Source organism: Sporolactobacillus terrae DSM 11697, assembly GCF_000648615.1.
Taxonomy (GTDB): Bacteria; Bacillota; Bacilli; order Bacillales; family Sporolactobacillaceae; genus Sporolactobacillus; species Sporolactobacillus terrae.
In genome coordinates this window covers 1-16,622 of record NZ_JFZC01000015.1, presented here as the reverse complement: position 1 = coordinate 16,622, position 16,622 = coordinate 1, and the positions used below count along the sequence as shown (strand labels likewise).

The 16,622-nt window shown below is 39.4% G+C and carries 14 protein-coding genes; 10 read left to right on the top strand and 4 right to left on the bottom strand.

The annotated features are described in order from the left end of the window. Positions 1 to 101: 101 nt before the first annotated feature. Genes AA84_RS19155 through AA84_RS0102100 form a run of 4 tightly spaced genes read right to left on the bottom strand, consistent with a single transcriptional unit; the run spans position 102 to position 1,483 of the window. Positions 102 to 269 (bottom strand): hypothetical protein, encoded by a 168-nt coding sequence (locus AA84_RS19155; protein WP_164875498.1) that lies wholly within the window; start codon positions 267 to 269, stop codon positions 102 to 104. A 10-nt stretch (positions 270 to 279) separates the two neighbouring features. Beyond that, positions 280 to 636, bottom strand: coding sequence for a hypothetical protein (locus AA84_RS0102110; RefSeq protein ID WP_028975825.1), 357 nt, complete (start codon positions 634 to 636; stop codon positions 280 to 282). A gap of 24 nt (positions 637 to 660) precedes the next feature. Continuing rightward, positions 661 to 1,233 (bottom strand): DUF4352 domain-containing protein, encoded by a 573-nt coding sequence (locus tag AA84_RS0102105; RefSeq protein ID WP_028975824.1) that lies wholly within the window; start codon positions 1,231 to 1,233, stop codon positions 661 to 663. A 25-nt stretch (positions 1,234 to 1,258) separates the two neighbouring features. Next, positions 1,259 to 1,483: a hypothetical protein gene (locus AA84_RS0102100; protein WP_028975823.1), complete on the bottom strand. Its 225-nt coding sequence runs from the start codon at positions 1,481 to 1,483 to the stop codon at positions 1,259 to 1,261. Between the two features lie 280 nt (positions 1,484 to 1,763). Between AA84_RS0102100 and AA84_RS0102095 the strand changes: the two genes are divergently transcribed. The 10 genes from AA84_RS0102095 (at position 1,764) to AA84_RS0102050 (ending at position 16,279) form a co-directional block, all read left to right on the top strand. Beyond that, positions 1,764 to 2,354: a YdaS family helix-turn-helix protein gene (locus AA84_RS0102095; RefSeq protein ID WP_010025529.1), complete on the top strand. Its 591-nt coding sequence runs from the start codon at positions 1,764 to 1,766 to the stop codon at positions 2,352 to 2,354. Positions 2,355 to 2,368: 14 nt separating this feature from the next. After that, positions 2,369 to 3,895: a class I SAM-dependent DNA methyltransferase gene (locus AA84_RS0102090; protein ID WP_028975822.1), complete on the top strand. Its 1,527-nt coding sequence runs from the start codon at positions 2,369 to 2,371 to the stop codon at positions 3,893 to 3,895. Then, complete coding sequence (locus tag AA84_RS18520; protein WP_037562717.1) at positions 3,882 to 5,159, top strand: restriction endonuclease subunit S; 1,278 nt, start codon at positions 3,882 to 3,884, stop codon at positions 5,157 to 5,159. The genes AA84_RS0102090 and AA84_RS18520 overlap by 14 nt, the downstream gene beginning before the upstream one ends. 67 nt (positions 5,160 to 5,226) lie before the next feature. Next, positions 5,227 to 6,222 (top strand): site-specific tyrosine recombinase/integron integrase, encoded by a 996-nt coding sequence (gene xerA / locus AA84_RS0102080; RefSeq protein WP_028975821.1) that lies wholly within the window; start codon positions 5,227 to 5,229, stop codon positions 6,220 to 6,222. A 73-nt stretch (positions 6,223 to 6,295) separates the two neighbouring features. Further along, a complete protein-coding gene (locus AA84_RS18225) occupies positions 6,296 to 6,934 on the top strand; it encodes a restriction endonuclease subunit S (protein ID WP_081791704.1) in 639 nt (212 codons plus the stop codon). Beyond that, on the top strand, positions 6,900 to 7,625 hold the full coding sequence (locus tag AA84_RS18220) for a restriction endonuclease subunit S (RefSeq protein WP_051577768.1): 726 nt from the start codon (positions 6,900 to 6,902) through the stop codon (positions 7,623 to 7,625). Before AA84_RS18225 ends, AA84_RS18220 begins: the two co-directional genes overlap by 35 nt. A 112-nt stretch (positions 7,626 to 7,737) precedes the next feature. Next, complete coding sequence (locus AA84_RS0102065; protein ID WP_028975820.1) at positions 7,738 to 7,941, top strand: hypothetical protein; 204 nt, start codon at positions 7,738 to 7,740, stop codon at positions 7,939 to 7,941. A gap of 17 nt (positions 7,942 to 7,958) precedes the next feature. Then, positions 7,959 to 11,219: a type I restriction endonuclease subunit R gene (locus tag AA84_RS0102060; protein ID WP_028975819.1), complete on the top strand. Its 3,261-nt coding sequence runs from the start codon at positions 7,959 to 7,961 to the stop codon at positions 11,217 to 11,219. Positions 11,220 to 11,270: 51 nt separating this feature from the next. Then, positions 11,271 to 13,340 carry a DUF262 and DUF1524 domain-containing protein gene (locus tag AA84_RS0102055; protein WP_028975818.1) on the top strand — a complete coding sequence of 690 codons (2,070 nt, stop codon included), beginning with the start codon at positions 11,271 to 11,273 and terminating at the stop codon, positions 13,338 to 13,340. A 95-nt stretch (positions 13,341 to 13,435) separates the two neighbouring features. Then, entirely contained in the window at positions 13,436 to 16,279 is a 2,844-nt protein-coding gene (locus AA84_RS0102050) for a DEAD/DEAH box helicase (RefSeq protein ID WP_028975817.1), read from the top strand. Positions 16,280 to 16,622: the final 343 nt, after the last annotated feature.

Genomic DNA, 16,622 nt, shown 5'->3' with positions numbered 1-16,622 from the left:
GATGACATTATTCGGTGTATGCGAAATGGTAAAGCACCTTAAAATTCTTGAAAAAGCAGGGATCTTTCCATTCAAAAGCAAAGCAACACTACGTTCGATGTTTACTTTTTTGTGACGCCTTTGAATGAAGTGCCATCGTTTTTTACATTTAAAAAAGTATTTGAACCTCGATCTGCTTTAATCCATTGTTTCGTTTTTGGGTTGTAATACTGTATCCTATTTCTTACAGCGCCATGCCTTCCTTTACCTGGTTTTCCATTCGTCGCCATTAGGATTACCTCACTTGTCTCTATTTTTTTGGAGCAATGTAAAAATTGCTGCAAGTATTGCTAAAACAAAAGCAGGGAAAGCGAGAAACATTGTGATCAAAAAACAAGCCATCCCAATAATTCCGAGTACATGCCCAACAACCGATATTCCTGCTTTTTTTGATTTGATCCATGCAATAATATGCAGAATCAGTGTGATTCCGGCACAAATGTAAAAGAAACTGCCAACACCGCCCGTTGCATGAGTTCCTGTTGCTGCATCGCCTACCGCTGCAAAGAGAACAGCAAACCAGGAAATCATAATCAGAAAAGCCATGATGATGTCTGCAACACCCGTTACGTTATTAATTGTGAGTCTTTTTTTCAAACGAAAAGCCTTCTTTCCCATGAGTTAGAATTGAATGGCAACACTATAATTCTTTTGAGTAAGCATCTCATCGCCAGCGATCACATCAAACTTGAAAGCACCTTTTTTAAATTGCTTTGCTTGCTTCTCTTTTAATGGGAACAAGACATAGCCTGATTTTGTTGCACCGCTTGCGATTTCGCCATCTTTGAATGCATCATCAACCGTGACATCTGCACCCATTAGTCCATCAATTTGCGTACCATCTTCAAGTACGACATGACCTTGCGAAGGATATGTGGTCGCTTCATCCTTCGCCTTATTTGAAACGCTCATATGAATGAGGAGCACAAAATCGACTTGATCCATTTCATTGTCTATGAGGTTTAAGTCCGAAACCTGTTTGATCTCAGCAGAGTCAACTTTTGTCGTTTGTCCAGCTGCCGTGTTAGTGAAATCTAATTTCGTTTGCTTATGAATCTTTTCTTTTGAGGCTTTGCTCGATGATTCAGTTTGCGATGCAGACGAGTCACCGCTGCCGACGGTAACATCCTCGGTGCAAGCAGCTAATGTGAATATCAGAAGTAAACTTATTGTTAAACCAACTATTCTTTTCAAAATGAACCCTCCCAAACTGAGTTAATTATTGGTAAATCAGTGTGTATCCAGCCAATTGAATGACGGTTTTCATCCCCTCAAGTTGTTGCGTAATAATGATCTGCTTTGCCTGATCAAGTGCAAGCTTTGAACCAGCTAAACGTTCGACCTCGAGCTCCATATGCTTCATTGTTTTGACAATCTTATTTTGTACGTTGGCAGTCAATGGTTCTGTATGGTTGCCTGAAATAGGGATCATGGCAAGTTGCATCTTTTTATCGCCTCCTGAGTTATGCGCGATCATGATTCATTTAAAAAATTCAAGCGTATTGCTTAGAAGTACATTGATGTACATAATAGAAGTAAGCTGCAGACATACTTCGGATGAATAAACAGCATGATTGGTGCATTTCCGGAATGCATGATCTAATAAATTGAATTGGGTTAACCTCACAAAATAATTAATAGCAGAAAATATTGACTCAGTCAATAAATGATTCTAAAATAAAATCAACCGAGTCAATAAGAAAGCCCAAATTGGTGGTGATGGATTGATAGGCTTGGAGTATCTGCTTGGGCTTTACACCATGCAGCAGCTGGAGCTCGCTGATCGGTTAGGGATAAAAAAACAAAATATTAATTTATGGCTTAAGGGCAAACAGAAGATACCGAAGAAATATCTGCCGACTTTGGAGCAGCTTTTTCATGTCGATCGATCGTATCTGTCGAAAGAATTAAATGAACTTGAAAAACTGGAGCTGCAAAAAGAAAAGCTTAAAGCCGAATTACAACCGATTATTAAACGGCATGAGGATGTGCTTCGTCCTGGAGCAGAAAAGTTGGACGCCGTTCCAATCTATGATCGAGAAGAGATTAACAGGATCGACCGAACGATTGAGAAGACGAAACTTGTACAACGATTCAAAAAATCCTTGGAACAGGTTGATGATCATCCCTATATGGATACGTACCGAATCATTCTGGAATTGCTAGAACAAGCAGAATCCGAAATTATTTTACAGAAGACCATACAAGGACTAGCCCATTATTTAAACGTCTTGCCTGGAGACATTTCAACCGGTCCGGAACAGGAAGAGTTCGAAGCGGCACTGTTTGAAGTGCTTGATGATTACAACTATTGAGGAGCGACAAGATTATGGCAAAATCAACAGCAAATATTGGCTTTGAAGAAACCTTGTGGAAGGCAGCCGACAAATTGCGTGGCAGTATGGAAGCCACCGATTATAAGCATGTAGTGCTTGGGCTGATCTTCCTCAAATACATATCGGACAAGTTCGAAATGAAATACAATGCACTCGTCGAAGAAGGCGAGGGGTTCGAAGAAGAGATTGACGAATACTTAGCAGAAAACATTTTCTGGGTACCAAAAGAAGCACGATGGGGTCATATTCGCGATCATGCGAAAAGCGAGAAAATCGGTCAGATCATTGATGATGCGATGATTCTGATTGAAAAAGAAAATGCTACGCTTAAAAATGTGCTTGAGAAACGGTACGCACGCCCAGAACTTGACAAACGAAGACTCGGTGAATTGGTCGATCTTATTTCAACCATTAAGCTGTACGATAACGAAGAAAAAGATTTGCTCGGCCGCGTGTATGAATACTTCCTCGCAAAATTTGCGGCAGCGGAAGGCAAAGGCGGCGGAGAATTCTATACGCCAACTGGCGTGGTAAAAACACTGGTTTCCATGATTGAACCCTTTAAAGGCCGGGTCTATGATCCTTGCTGCGGGTCAGGTGGTATGTTCGTACAAAGTGAAAAATTTGTTGCAGAGCGCCAGGGAAGAATTGCAGATCTTGCTATTTATGGTCAGGAACTGAATGCAACCACGTGGAAAATATGCAAAATGAATTTGGCGATCCGCGGATTGTCTGGAAATATTGGCCCACATCACGATGATACCTTTCATAATGATCTGCACAAAAATTTAAAAGCAGATTTCATTCTCGCCAATCCTCCATTTAATATCAGTGATTGGGGCGGAGAGCAGTTGGTTGATGATGTGCGTTGGGCATATGGGGTACCGCCGAAAGGAAACGCCAACTATGCTTGGCTTGAACATATGGTTTACCACTTATCACCAAGGGGTATTGCGGGTGTCGTGCTTGCCAATGGATCGCTCAGTACGAATACATCCAATGAAGGCGCGATCCGGAAAAATCTTCTTGAGGCTGATCTCGTTGACTGCATCGTCGCCATGCCGGATAAATTATTCTATTCCACGGGTATCCCGGTTTCGCTATGGATACTTAATCGTAACAAGAAAGGCAGCACAAAGCATCGGAACCGCGAACATGAAATCCTGTTTCTCGATGCTCGTGAGCTCGGAGAAATGATCGATCGCCGCCACCGCGAGTTGAGCCTTGAAAATATCGAAAAAATTGCCGGTACTTATCACGAATGGCGAAACAAAGACGGAAAGTATGAAGATATGAAGGGATTCTGTAAATCAGCAACACTCGACGAAGTGAAAGAAAATGATTATATACTGACACCTGGGCGCTATGTAGGGATCGCGGAAGAACAAGACGATGGCGTTCCATTTGATGAAAAAATGAATCAATTAACCAGCGAGTTGAGCGATCTATTCGACCAATCTCACAAACTCGAAGAAGAGATCAGGAAGAATTTGAGGGGGATTGGGTATGAGATTAGATGAATGGAGCTGTAAGAAGTTATCAGAAATAACGATAAAGATTGGGAGTGGTGCGACTCCTAAGGGAGGCAAAAAAGTATATCAACAATATGGAGTGCCTTTTATAAGAAGCCAAAATATATATAATAATCTATTTAATGCTGGCGGATTAGCTTTCATTGATAAAGAAAAAGCAAGAAAATTAATGAATGTAGAGATCAAAAAAGACGACGTTTTACTAAATATCACTGGTGATTCTGTGGCAAGATGTACGAAAGTCCCTCTAAAGTATGTAGGTGGTCGCGTGAATCAACATGTTGCAATAATTAGACCAGATCAGAAATATTTATTACCGGATTTCTTAAAATACTATTTGGTTACCCCTTTCATGCAAGAATCCATGTTATCTTTAGCAAGAATGGGAGGAACTCGTGCTGCATTAACAAAAGGAATGATTGAATCATTTAAGATACCTGTTCCCAAAATTAGAGAACAAGAATTTATTTCTACTGTTCTGTCAACTATTGACGATAAAATTGGAATCAATACAAGGATAAATCAAAATTTAGAAGCAATGGCTCAAGCAATTTTCAAACATTGGTTTGTTGATTTTGAGTTTCCAAATGAAGAGGGAAGATCCTATAAATCTAGCGGTGGAGAAATGGTTGAGAGTGAACTTGGATTGGTTCCTAAAGGGTGGTCTATTAAATCATTGGATAAGGTTGCGGATTACATAAACGGTTTAGCAATGAAAAAGTATAGACCACGTGAAGATGAGAAAAGTATACCGGTTCTTAAAATTAAAGAATTAAAACAAGGGTTTATTGATAGTGAGAGTGATATTTGTTCATCGAATATTGATTCGCAATATAGAATCAATAATGGAGACGTAATTTTTTCTTGGTCAGGCAGCCTCGTTGTTGATATATGGTGTGGGGGTATATGTGGTCTAAATCAGCATCTTTTTAAGGTTAGATCAACGAATTATGATAAATGGTTTTATTTTTATTGGACCAAACATCATCTAAATAAGTTTATTGGGATTGCTAAAGATAAAGCTACCACAATGGGTCATATCAAAAGAAAAGATCTGAAAGATTCTTTAGTGACTATTCCAAATTTGGCTATTTACAAGCTAGCCAATTCGATATTTTCACAGTTGCTTAATAAACAAATAAAATTACGAGAGGAATCTAGAATGTTGATTGAAATAAGAGACATCCTCCTCCCAAAACTGATGTCTGGGGAGATTCGTGTTCCGATGGAAGTGGCTGAACAAAAAAATTAGTGTTTATATTTCTCCAATTATGCAAAATCATTATAAGATTAGTAATAAATGCAAATTGGAGGAAGTCATGAAAAACGAAATGATCAATGACGTACTTAACCGAATGGTCGCCCACTTGGACAATCATCAAATGTTGAAACTAAAAGATGTTTTGCTGGAATGTTTTGCTGGAGTATCACTAGAAATGGAAAGGGATAATGAAACTAGTAATTATATTCTAAACAATACGACAAGGGTCAACGGCTTCCTTTCATCTAAAAAGGTAGAAGGGTGCTCAAGTAAGTCATTAGATTACTATAAAAAGACCATTGATCGTATGTTGGCATCAGTTGGTAAAGACATAACACGAATTACTACTGAGGATTTAAGAAACTATTTGGCAGAATATCATGATGTGAGAAGAGTGAGCAAAGTAACCATTGATAATATAAGAAGAATTTTATCGAGTTTCTTTTCCTGGCTTGAGGATGAAGAGTTGATCATGAAAAGCCCCGTGCGACGAATCCATAAAGTAAAAACTGATAAACTCGTAAAAGAAACGTATTCTGATGAAATGCTAGAGAAGATGAGAGATTCCTGTGTTAAATCAAGAGACCTTGCTTTGATCGATCTCCTTGCCTCAACCGGGATGCGTGTCGGCGAGCTCGTCAAATTAAATAAATCGGACATTAATTTTCATGAACGGGAATGCGTGGTTTTGGGCAAGGGGAGCAAAGAACGGCTCGTTTATTTTGATGCACGAACGAAAATACATTTAATGCATTATCTAAGTGAACGGCATGATAAAAATCCAGCATTATTTGTAGCCTTAAATACACCTCATTACCGGTTAACTATTGGTGGTGTAGAAGCAAGATTGAAAAAAATAGGAAAATCAGTTACTGAAGAAAGAGTGTATCCACATAAATTTAGAAGAACACTAGCTACAGCAGCGATTGACAAAGGGATGCCCATCGAACAAGTCCAACATCTACTGGGACATCAACGAATAGATACAACCTTGCAATATGCAATGGTGAATCAAGTAAATGTGAAAAATGCTCACAGAAAATATATAGGATGAATTAGATAATTTAACTGCTGAGTTTAGAAAAAAACGAATTTAAAGATTAAAGATAGACCTTGGGGGATCGACTATGAGTTCTGATGAATGGCAAAAGGTTCGATTAGGTGATGTTATTGAATTTAATCCTAATGAAAAGCTAAAAAAAGGTGAATTGGCAAAGAAGATTGGGATGGATAAGCTACATCCACTTCAAAGATATATTCGCGGTTTTGAGATCACAAAGTATACAAGTGGTACTAAATTTAGAAATGGAGACACCTTATTGGCAAGGATAACCCCTTGTCTCGAAAATGGTAAAACTGCACAAGTCACAGTCTTAGAAAAGGATGAAGTAGGTTTTGGATCTACTGAATTTATTGTCCTAAGAGAAAAGAAAGAGTACACAGTTAATGACTTTATCTATTATTTGGCCATATCTCCAAACTTAAGAGATATTGCAATTAAATCAATGACAGGTACTTCTGGCAGGCAAAGAGCACAGGTAGATTTAATTAAGAATACTCCTATGAAATTTCCGCCCAAGAGGATTCAGAAAAAAGTAGCATACATTCTTTCAACTATAGACGAAAAAATTGAGTTGAATAATAGAATAAATCAAAATTTTCATGTTAATATTTTGCATAAGATTATTAATTTTATTATGAAATGCTTGCACAAATCAAAATTTAGAAGCAATGGCTCAAGCAATTTTCAAACATTGGTTTGTTGATTTTGAATTTCCAAATGAAGAGGGAAGATCCTATAAATCTAGCGGTGGAGAAATGGTTGAAAGCGAACTCGGGTTGATTCCGAGAAGGTGGGAGGTTAGTGATCTTGGAAGCATATCGGAAATTCAAAACGGATTTGCTTTCAAGGCTTCAGACTATGTTGCAGATGGAGTGAAAGTTTTAAGGACTTTGAATATTGGCGAAAATGGCTATTTTACTAATAATAATTTAGTATATCTGCCACAAAAATACAGAAGTGAAAAGTATGAAAAATACATTTTAAAAAATTTTGATGTAGCCTTAGTTATGGTTGGAGCAAGTATAGGAAAAATAGGGATGGTACTAAGGAATACAGAAGGCTCTTTACAAAATCAAAATATGTGGAGATTTAGATCAAAAGACGGGCAGATTCCACAACTATTTTTGTACTATCTTGTTAAAGAAGCTCAGAAGGTTGCCTCGAATTGGGAAACTGGAAGTGCAAGATTATTCTATAGAAAAGATAGTTTCTCAAAAATAAAGGTCATATTTCCTAATAATAATACCTTAATGTTATTTAAAAAAGTTTCCTCAGCAATTTTCAATAGGGTAAATAATAATGTTATTGAAAATGAAAGACTAGTGATTTTAAGAGACACTCTCCTCCCAAAACTGATGTCTGGAGAGATTCGCGTTCCGATGGAAGAAATTTAAGAAAATTAGTGTTTATCTATTACTTTTTTGGTAATTTTGCCCAGTATTCGCTATTTCGCGGTTTTATTAACGATCTTCTAACCTATGAGCCTGATAAAAGAGGTGTCCATCGATGAAATTTGGTATGAGAAAACCGAGTTTGAAACGAAGAATATCCGCGCGAACGAGTCTCAAACGGCAATTGATTCATTGTATCGGTTTAAAAATGCCACGTGGTTACGGATGGATTCGGAATCCGAAGAAATATGGATACAACAAGGTTTATCAGCGTACGTCTTTTGATCTTTTTGCATTGCTGAAGAAGCTTTTTAAATAGAAAGGGGGAGCGTACCCATGAGTGTTCCAGAAAGTTTTACTGAAGACAGCTTGGAACAAGCGGCCATAGAAATTTTAGAAGAACTAGGCTATGAGTATCAATCAGGGCCTGATATTGCCTGTGACGGCGATTATCCAGAACGAAAGGATTATAAAGAAGTGATCCTTGAAAGTCGGGTACGTGATGCATTAATACGCATCAATCCAGGAATTCCGCGAGAGGCTCTGGATGATGCGTTTCGACAGGTGATCACGTTTAATAATCCATCTTTAGCGGAAAATAACCATTATTTTCACCGGATGCTTACAGAAGGGATCGACGTTTCTTACAAGGAAGACCATATCATTCGAACGAAACGCGTGTACATCGTTGATTCTGAGCACGTTGAGAATAATGACTTTCTCGCAGTGAATCAATTCACCATTATTGGTTTGAAGAATAGACGCCCTGACTTGATTCTATTTATTAATGGGCTGCCGCTTGTCGTGATTGAACTGAAATCAGCCTCGGACGACAATGTTGGCATTGAGCATGCTTATAATCAAATTCAAACGTACAAGAGGGATATCCCATCGCTGTTTCATTACAACGCATTTTGTATTCTATCCGATGGGATCAATGCTAAGGCGGGTACAATCACGTCTAACTTCGAACGATTCATGAACTGGCGCAGTGATGACGGTCAAAATGTAGCCCCGCTTTCGATGCCTCAATACGAGACACTGTTTCACGGGATGCTTGAGCAATCACGTTTGATCGATATTGTGACGCATTTTATCTTATTTCAAACCACGCGTTCGGAAAGTTATGATGCAAAGGGTAAAAAGTTTGGGGCAAAAAAATCGCTGATTAAAATTTTAGCTGCCTATCATCAATATTTTGCGGTGAAAAAAGCAATTGAGAAAACGAGAATGGCGACGAGCAGCACGGGCAATCGAAAAATTGGTGTCGTTTGGCACACGCAGGGTTCTGGAAAGAGTTTCACGATGGTCTTTTACACTGCGGCACTTGTTCGCCAGTTAAATAATCCCACGATCATTGTCATTACCGACCGGAATGATCTGGATGATCAGCTCTATACAACCTTCTCCAAGGCTCAAGAGATTCTAAGGCAGGAGCCGAAACAGGCAGATGTCCGAAAATTAACGGATGAGCAGAAGAAGATCCTTGCAAGCGATCACTCGCGCGAAGTAAATGGATTATATGATCTGCTCAATGAACGACAATCTGGCGGGATTATTTTCACGACGATTCAAAAGTTCAAGCCTGAAGCTGGAGAAATGCCGATTTTAACAGATCGGCGTAACGTGATTATTATTGCAGATGAGGCGCACCGCAGCCAGTATGGGCTTGAGGCGAAAACAAATTTGAAAACAGGGACAATAAAGTTTGGCTATGCCAAGTATATGCGTGATGCGTTGCCAAATGCTTCCTATATCGGTTTTACTGGAACGCCGATTGAATTTGATGATAAATCGACACCTGCCGTATTTGGCAATTATATTGATATTTATGATATGACGCGTTCAGTTGAGGACAAGGCAACCGTTAAAATTTATTACGAGAATCGCGTGATTAAGCTTGAAGCTGATGATGATGTGATGCAGGTTCTGGATGATGAATTCAATGAAATTACCGAAGGACTTGAAGAAACCGCACGGGAAAAAAATAAATCAAAATGGTCACGTCTTGAAGCAGTTGTCGGCTCACCCAATCGGATCAAGAGACTTGCTGCGGATATTGTTCAGCATTTTGAAGCCAAAGAAGAGGTCATGTCTGGGAAAGCGATGATTGTCTGCATGAGTCGTAAGATTTGTGTGGATTTGTACGACGCAATTGTGGCGCTGCGACCAGACTGGCACAGTGACGATTTAAATAAAGGAAAAATAAAAGTTGTGATGACAGGCAGTGCGGCGGACAGTGAACGGCTGCAAAAACATGTCGGGGGAAAACAGCGCCGTGATACCCTGGCAAAACGGATGAAGGACAACGGTGACCCGCTTAAGCTTGTGATTGTTCGTGATATGTGGTTAACAGGATTCGATGTCCCGTCACTAAACACGATGTATATTGATAAGCCGATGAAAGGTCACAACCTCATGCAAGCAATTGCCCGCGTTAACCGCGTATTTAAAGATAAAGAGGGCGGCGTGGTTGTTGACTATATTGGCATTCTTGAGAGCTTGAAGCGAGCATTGAATCAGTACACAGACAGTGATCGGAAGAATACAGGAATTGATACGTCAGCTGCGATTGCAGTCATGAAAGAGAAACTGGAAATCGTTCAGAGTATGATGCATGGATTTGATTATAGCGGCTATTTCTCGACTTCGGCACGTACGCGCATGCGAACGATTGCAGAAGGCATGAATTTTATCCTCGGCAAAGATGAAAAAGAGCAAAAAGATTTCATTCAATATGCCACCGAACTTGGTAAAGCACATGGGCTTGTTTCTGCTACCGAAGCTGGAAAAGCTGTGACGATGGAAGTAGGGTACTTCAAGGCAGTAAAAGCAAGCTTGATTAAGCTTCAACACGGATCCAAGACACCGCCAAGCAAACATGTCATTGAACAACGGATCAATCAATTGCTTGAACGCTCGATTATTTCTGAAGATGTGATCGATGTCTTCCAAACGCTTGGCCTGAAGCAGCCGGAAATCTCCTTGCTTGATGAACATTTTCTCCAAGAAGTAAAAGCATTAAAAACAAAGAATTTGGCTCGCGAAATGCTGAAAAAGCTGCTCGAAGGCGAAATCAAAGTCATGTCGCGAACCAACCTTGTCAAATCAGAACTCTTCTCAGAAAAGCTGAAACGCTCGCTTAATAAATACCGCAACCAATCCATTACGAATGCTGAAGTCATTGAAGAACTGATACGCATGGCGAAACAAATTCGCAAAATGGGTGAGGATGAGGCAAAACTAGGATTGAATAGAGATGAAATTGCCTTCTATTACGCGCTGTCCAAAGATGAAGCCGTTCAAGATTTCTATGACGATGACACGTTGAAAACGATTGCTCAAGAACTAACAGAATCAATTAGAAAGAACGTAACCATTGATTTTAACATCCGTGAACAAGCACAGGCGATGATGCGTCGAACCATCCGTAGACTCTTGAAGAAATACAATTATCCACCGGATCAAGCAGAAGACGCACTTGAAATTGTGATGAAACAAGTAAATCGCATGTCCGGAAACGTAGCAGAGAACCTAACCTATGATGGGATGCTTGCTCAGCAGGCGGCTGAGGATAGTGAAGATTATAAGTTATGAAAATAACAATGAAATTCAGTAATCAAATGATTGAGGTTGGTGAACGATACCTTGAAAGCTGTTGAGCAAAACTTTTTAAAATTTCTTCAATCACCGAGTCAATTCGTTGTGCCCATTTATCAAAGAAAATATAGCTGGTCAATCCCGCAATGTAAAAAATTACTTCAAGATGTTCTTGTGGCTGGAAAAGATGATGAAAGTTTCGGGCATTTTACGGGTTCAATTGTTTACATAACAAAAGATGTCTTTCATGCAGCTGTAATTAATCAATTAAGCATCATCGATGGACAGCAACGATTAACGACTCTGTCCCTAATGATCTTGGCGCTTAGAAATGCATTGGAAATTCAGAAAAAGGAAATTGGAATTTCGACGAGAAAGTTGACGAACTATTATCTTGTGAACAGTGATGAAGAAGATGACTTATTTTATAAATTGGTTTTAACAGAAGGCGATAACCAAGCCATAAGATCAATTTTAGATTCTGATAAAGCTGCGATAGACGCTTACAAAGAAAGTCGTATTGTACAGAATTACAATTATTTCTTCAATGAAATGATGAAATCAGAACTTAAAGTCGTCTATGAAGGTTTAAAGAAACTGATGATCATCGATGTAAGTCTTGAACAAGGAAAGGACAACCCTCAATTAATTTTTGAAAGTCTTAACTCGACTGGATTAGATTTATCGCAAAGCGATTTAATTCGAAATTATATACTCATGGATTTAGATCCGAAATTACAATCCACGATGTACCGGAAATATTGGTTGAAAATTGAGCAGTTGTTTACGGATCATCCCGAAAATGCCTTTGATCGTTTCTCAAGGGATTACTTAACGATTAAAACTGGTCGAATCCCACGCCAGGACAGAATCTATGAGTCGTTTAAACGATACTTTAAAAGCGCCATATCAAAGTTAGGCTTGGAACAAGTCGTTAAAGATTTTTATGATTATAGCAAAATCTTTGCTGATTTGTTATCAGCCGTTACGCCAAATCAAAAAGTGAACGCATTGATGCAAGAGATTAACGAGTTAAGGGTAAATGTTGCCTATCCATTTTTGGTTCAAACCTATCATGATTTCGATAACAAGGTAATAAATCAAGAACAACTGATTACCATTTATCGCCTTGTTGAATCGTATGTGTTCAGAAGAGCAGTAGTAGGTATCCCAACGAATTCTTTAAATAAGACATTTGCCACATTGAATGCCAAAATCGATAAAGCGCATTATTTGGACAGCTTTTGCTATGAACTTCTTCAATTAGATTCATATAAGCGCTTTCCATCAGATGAGGAATTTGAAAGAGAGCTGAAAATAAAGGATATTTATAATTTTCAACGCTCAAAATACTTATTGAGCAAACTCGAAAACTTTGACACAAAAGAAATCATTGATCTTAACAAGTACTCGATTGAACATATTATGCCTCAAACGTTAAATGAAAAGTGGAAAGAAATACTCGGGCAAGATTGGAAAACCATTCATACTCAGTATTTGAACAGGCTTGGCAATCTAACACTTACCCGTTATAACTCCGAATTGAGTAATCAAGAATTCGAAGGAAAAAGAAAAATGAAAAACGGATTTATTTATAGTCCGATACGATTGAATCGAATGTTAGCTGAAGTAGAGCAGTGGGATCCTAGTGCAATTGATCGACGAGGAAATTTGCTTTCCAGACGAACTCTGAACATTTGGCAATACCCAAGTGTATCTCCAGATTATTGTGAGCAAAGAGAAGAAACGGTTGATAACGTTTCCTATACTATTGAAGATTATGAGTTTCGATCGAAACCAAATCTAGAACTTTTTACAGCCATTCAAGACTATTTAATAAATCTGAATGCTGATATTACCGTTAAATATAATAAGCATTATGTTGTCTTCCGTTTTAGAAGTAATCTTACTAGTGTTATGTTCACAAAAGAGGGCATTTCAGTGAATATTAATGCTTCTGTGGATGAATTAACAGATCCTAAAGGTCTGCTCAGAGATTTGCGAGGTATTGGCCATTGGGCAACGGGAGAAAGTGAGATCAAAATTTTTTCACCTGTACAATTGGATGATGTGTATCCACTCATTCATCAAGCTTATGCTATCCAAATGGAGATTTGATTTTTATTTATTATCGTTGGTATTTCGAAGTTACTTAAATGAATAATTTAGATCAAATAGTACCGCAATCATGATAATGAAGGATTGATCGAGTTATGAACAACAAACTCATCACCAATTCGAATGGACAAACGTTCTTATATGAATTGCAGCAGGCGTTTTCGACATGTGAAGCGTTCTACTTTAGTGTCGCATTCATTAATTACAGCGGGCTGCAGCTGCTACTTGACCATTTAAAGGAGCTGCGTGAGCGCGGGGTCAGAGGGAAGATCATGACCTCGACGTACTTAAATTTCACCGAGCCGAAGGCGCTGAAACGGATTAAGAAGTTTGATAATATTGAGCTTCGTGTTTTTGAAGCGGATCGGGCAAAAGGGTTCCATAACAAGGTGTATCTTTTTCAAAATCAAGATACTTATACGATTATGATTGGTTCCTCAAACATGACGCAAAGTGCGCTGAAGAGTAATGTTGAATGGAACGTGGCAACGGTGGCGAAACGTGAGGCGCCGTTTCTGAAAAAGGTGATTCATGAATACAACGCATTGTGGGCGCAGTGTACGGTTGCAGACGACTTGTTTCTGCAGAAGTATGAGCGATTTATTGAATCGCTGAAGGCTCAGGTTGCAGCTGCGAGGGAACCAACGTTTTCAAGTTATGGAAATTCTGCGATGCAGAAAATTGTTCCAAATGTGATGCAGCATCAAGCGATCGATAATCTCGAACGGCTGAGGGATCATGGCGAAACGCGTGCGCTTGTGATTTCAGCAACAGGTACAGGGAAGACCTACATGGCGGCGTTTGATGTACAAAACGTTAGGCCAAAAACGATGTTGTTTATTGTCCATCGAGAAGAAATTTTGCGTAAAGCCAAAGAGACGTTTGAACGCTTACTTGGTCGCGGGAACAAGATGGGAATGTTCACCGGTACGATAAAAGATCATAAGGGAAAGCCGTATCTTTTCACAACGATTCAAACCATCAAAGATCATTACCAAGAGTTCGCCGCTGATTATTTTGAGTACATCATCATTGATGAAGCGCATCATGGAACCAGTCCTACATATACGCGTGTTTTGGATTATTTTGAACCAAAATTTTTACTGGGTATGACGGCGACACCTGAGCGCTGCGATCGCGGTGATATTTTCGGCTTGTTCGACCACAATATTGCAATTGAGGTTCGTCTGAATGAGGCTTTAGAAGAAGATCTTGTGCTGCCGTTTCATTATTTTGGGATTTCGGATGTTGACGGTGTCGATCTGTCCGATGTCTCAATCGATGACGTTGCCGAAGTTGCAAAACGGCTTAAGGTAAATGAGCGCGTAGATTTTATTATCGCAAAAATGAACTTTTACGGCTATGACGGGGATTCATGCAAGTGTCTTGGTTATTGCGTGACCAAGGATCATGCGCAATACATGGCGGAGCAATTCAATCAACGTGGCGTAGTCAGCACCTATTTGACCGGGGATGATCCGCAGTGGAAGCGGCAAGAAATGATTCACAAGCTTGAGAATGATCATGATCCGCTACAAGTGATCTTCACTGTTGACATCTTTAATGAAGGGGTCGATATTCCGTCGGTAAATCTTGTGCTGATGCTGCGGCCAACGAATTCGCCGATTATCTTCATGCAACAGCTTGGCCGCGGTCTGAGAAAATATCAAGGACAATCCTTTTTAACTGTGCTTGACTTTATTGGCAATCACAGTAAAACCTTTTTGATTGCGATTGCGCTCAGTGGCAAGCGCTTTTACGATAAGGACAGCCTTAAGGTCGCTGTCGATCGCGGTTTTCCCAATCTTCCCGGTGCAACGCATATTCAAATGGACCGAATCTCACAAAAACGAATTATTGAACAGTTAAATCAAGAGAATTTCCGAGCGATGAAGTATTTAAAAGAAGAGTACCTGGAATTTAAAAAACAATTTGTACGCAGTGCAGAAGACCGGACGATTCCGTATTATTTAATGGATTACGCACGATTTGAAAATGCGCCAGATCCGATAAGATTTATCGATAATAAGAAAACTTATCTTGCATTTCTCGCCACCGTTGAGAAAATGGATAAGCTAAAGCAGCTCGCAAATGAAGAGCCATTCAGCACCGTCCTACGTCAATTGTCAATGACGCTGCCGATTAAGCGTCCCTATGAGTTTGTCGTCCTTCGCTATCTGATGAACCATCACGCGATATCATGGGCGGAAGCGCAAAATGAAGTGCTGAAAGTTATTGAGTCGTTTGACGAGACGTCGCTCGTACATGCCTTTGAACATTTGAATCAAACCTATGATGATCAGGGCCAAAAGTCACGAGAGATTAAGTTAGGAAGCTATGACCGGAGGACAAAGGCTTTTATCAGATCAGAACCCTTAGATAAAATTTTTGAAGATCAGCAGCAAAGTGCGTATATGCTTGATGTACTCAATTTCGGGCTTTATCGCTATGAGAAAATGTTTGGTCATCGGAATTATGGATCACCTTTTTTCAAACGTTATGCGCAATATACAATGATCGAAACAGCATTGTTATCGAATTACCAAAAGACGTTGAGTTCTTTTCGCGGTTCCGGACTGTTAACAAACGGTAACAACTACTTCTTATTTATTGATCTACATAAAGAAAAGGGTATTAAGGACAGCATTAATTATCAGGATCATTTTATTAGTTCTACCCTTTTTCAATGGGAATCACCGAATACAAAGCGTCAAGATTCGGTGCAAGGTCATCATATCATTCATAATAAAGAAGATGGTATCACACTCCACCTTTTTATTCGAAAATTTCGGACGATTGATCAAAAGTCCGAACCATTCATCTACATCGGGACCGGTGATGTAATCAGCTATAAGGGCAATAAGCCAATCACAACAGAAATTGCGCTGCATCACGAAGTACCGATGGCGCTATACCGGGAATTCACCACCAAAGTATAATAGAATCATAAAAAAGCCTCTTCTCGTTTCTTGGTGACGAGAAGAGGCTTTTCTTAGTAAGGGAAGAAAGTTTATGATCTTGCTTTGAAGTACAACGATAAGCGGCATAAAAATGGAGCTTCTACCAATTGCAAAAGGAACTTTCGCTAATTGTAAGAGGAACTTCTGCTAAGGGCATGCACATCCTGTGCACAACGCAGAAGTCACCGCATCCTGAGGAAGTACGAAAGCGCGGGACGCCTGCGGGAGTGCAGGGAGGCCACTGAAAAAGTCCAACCTATTCATTGGGCCGTTGAATGTTTGATTCATCAAACATTCAACGGCCCTTTTCCTTTATAATGGA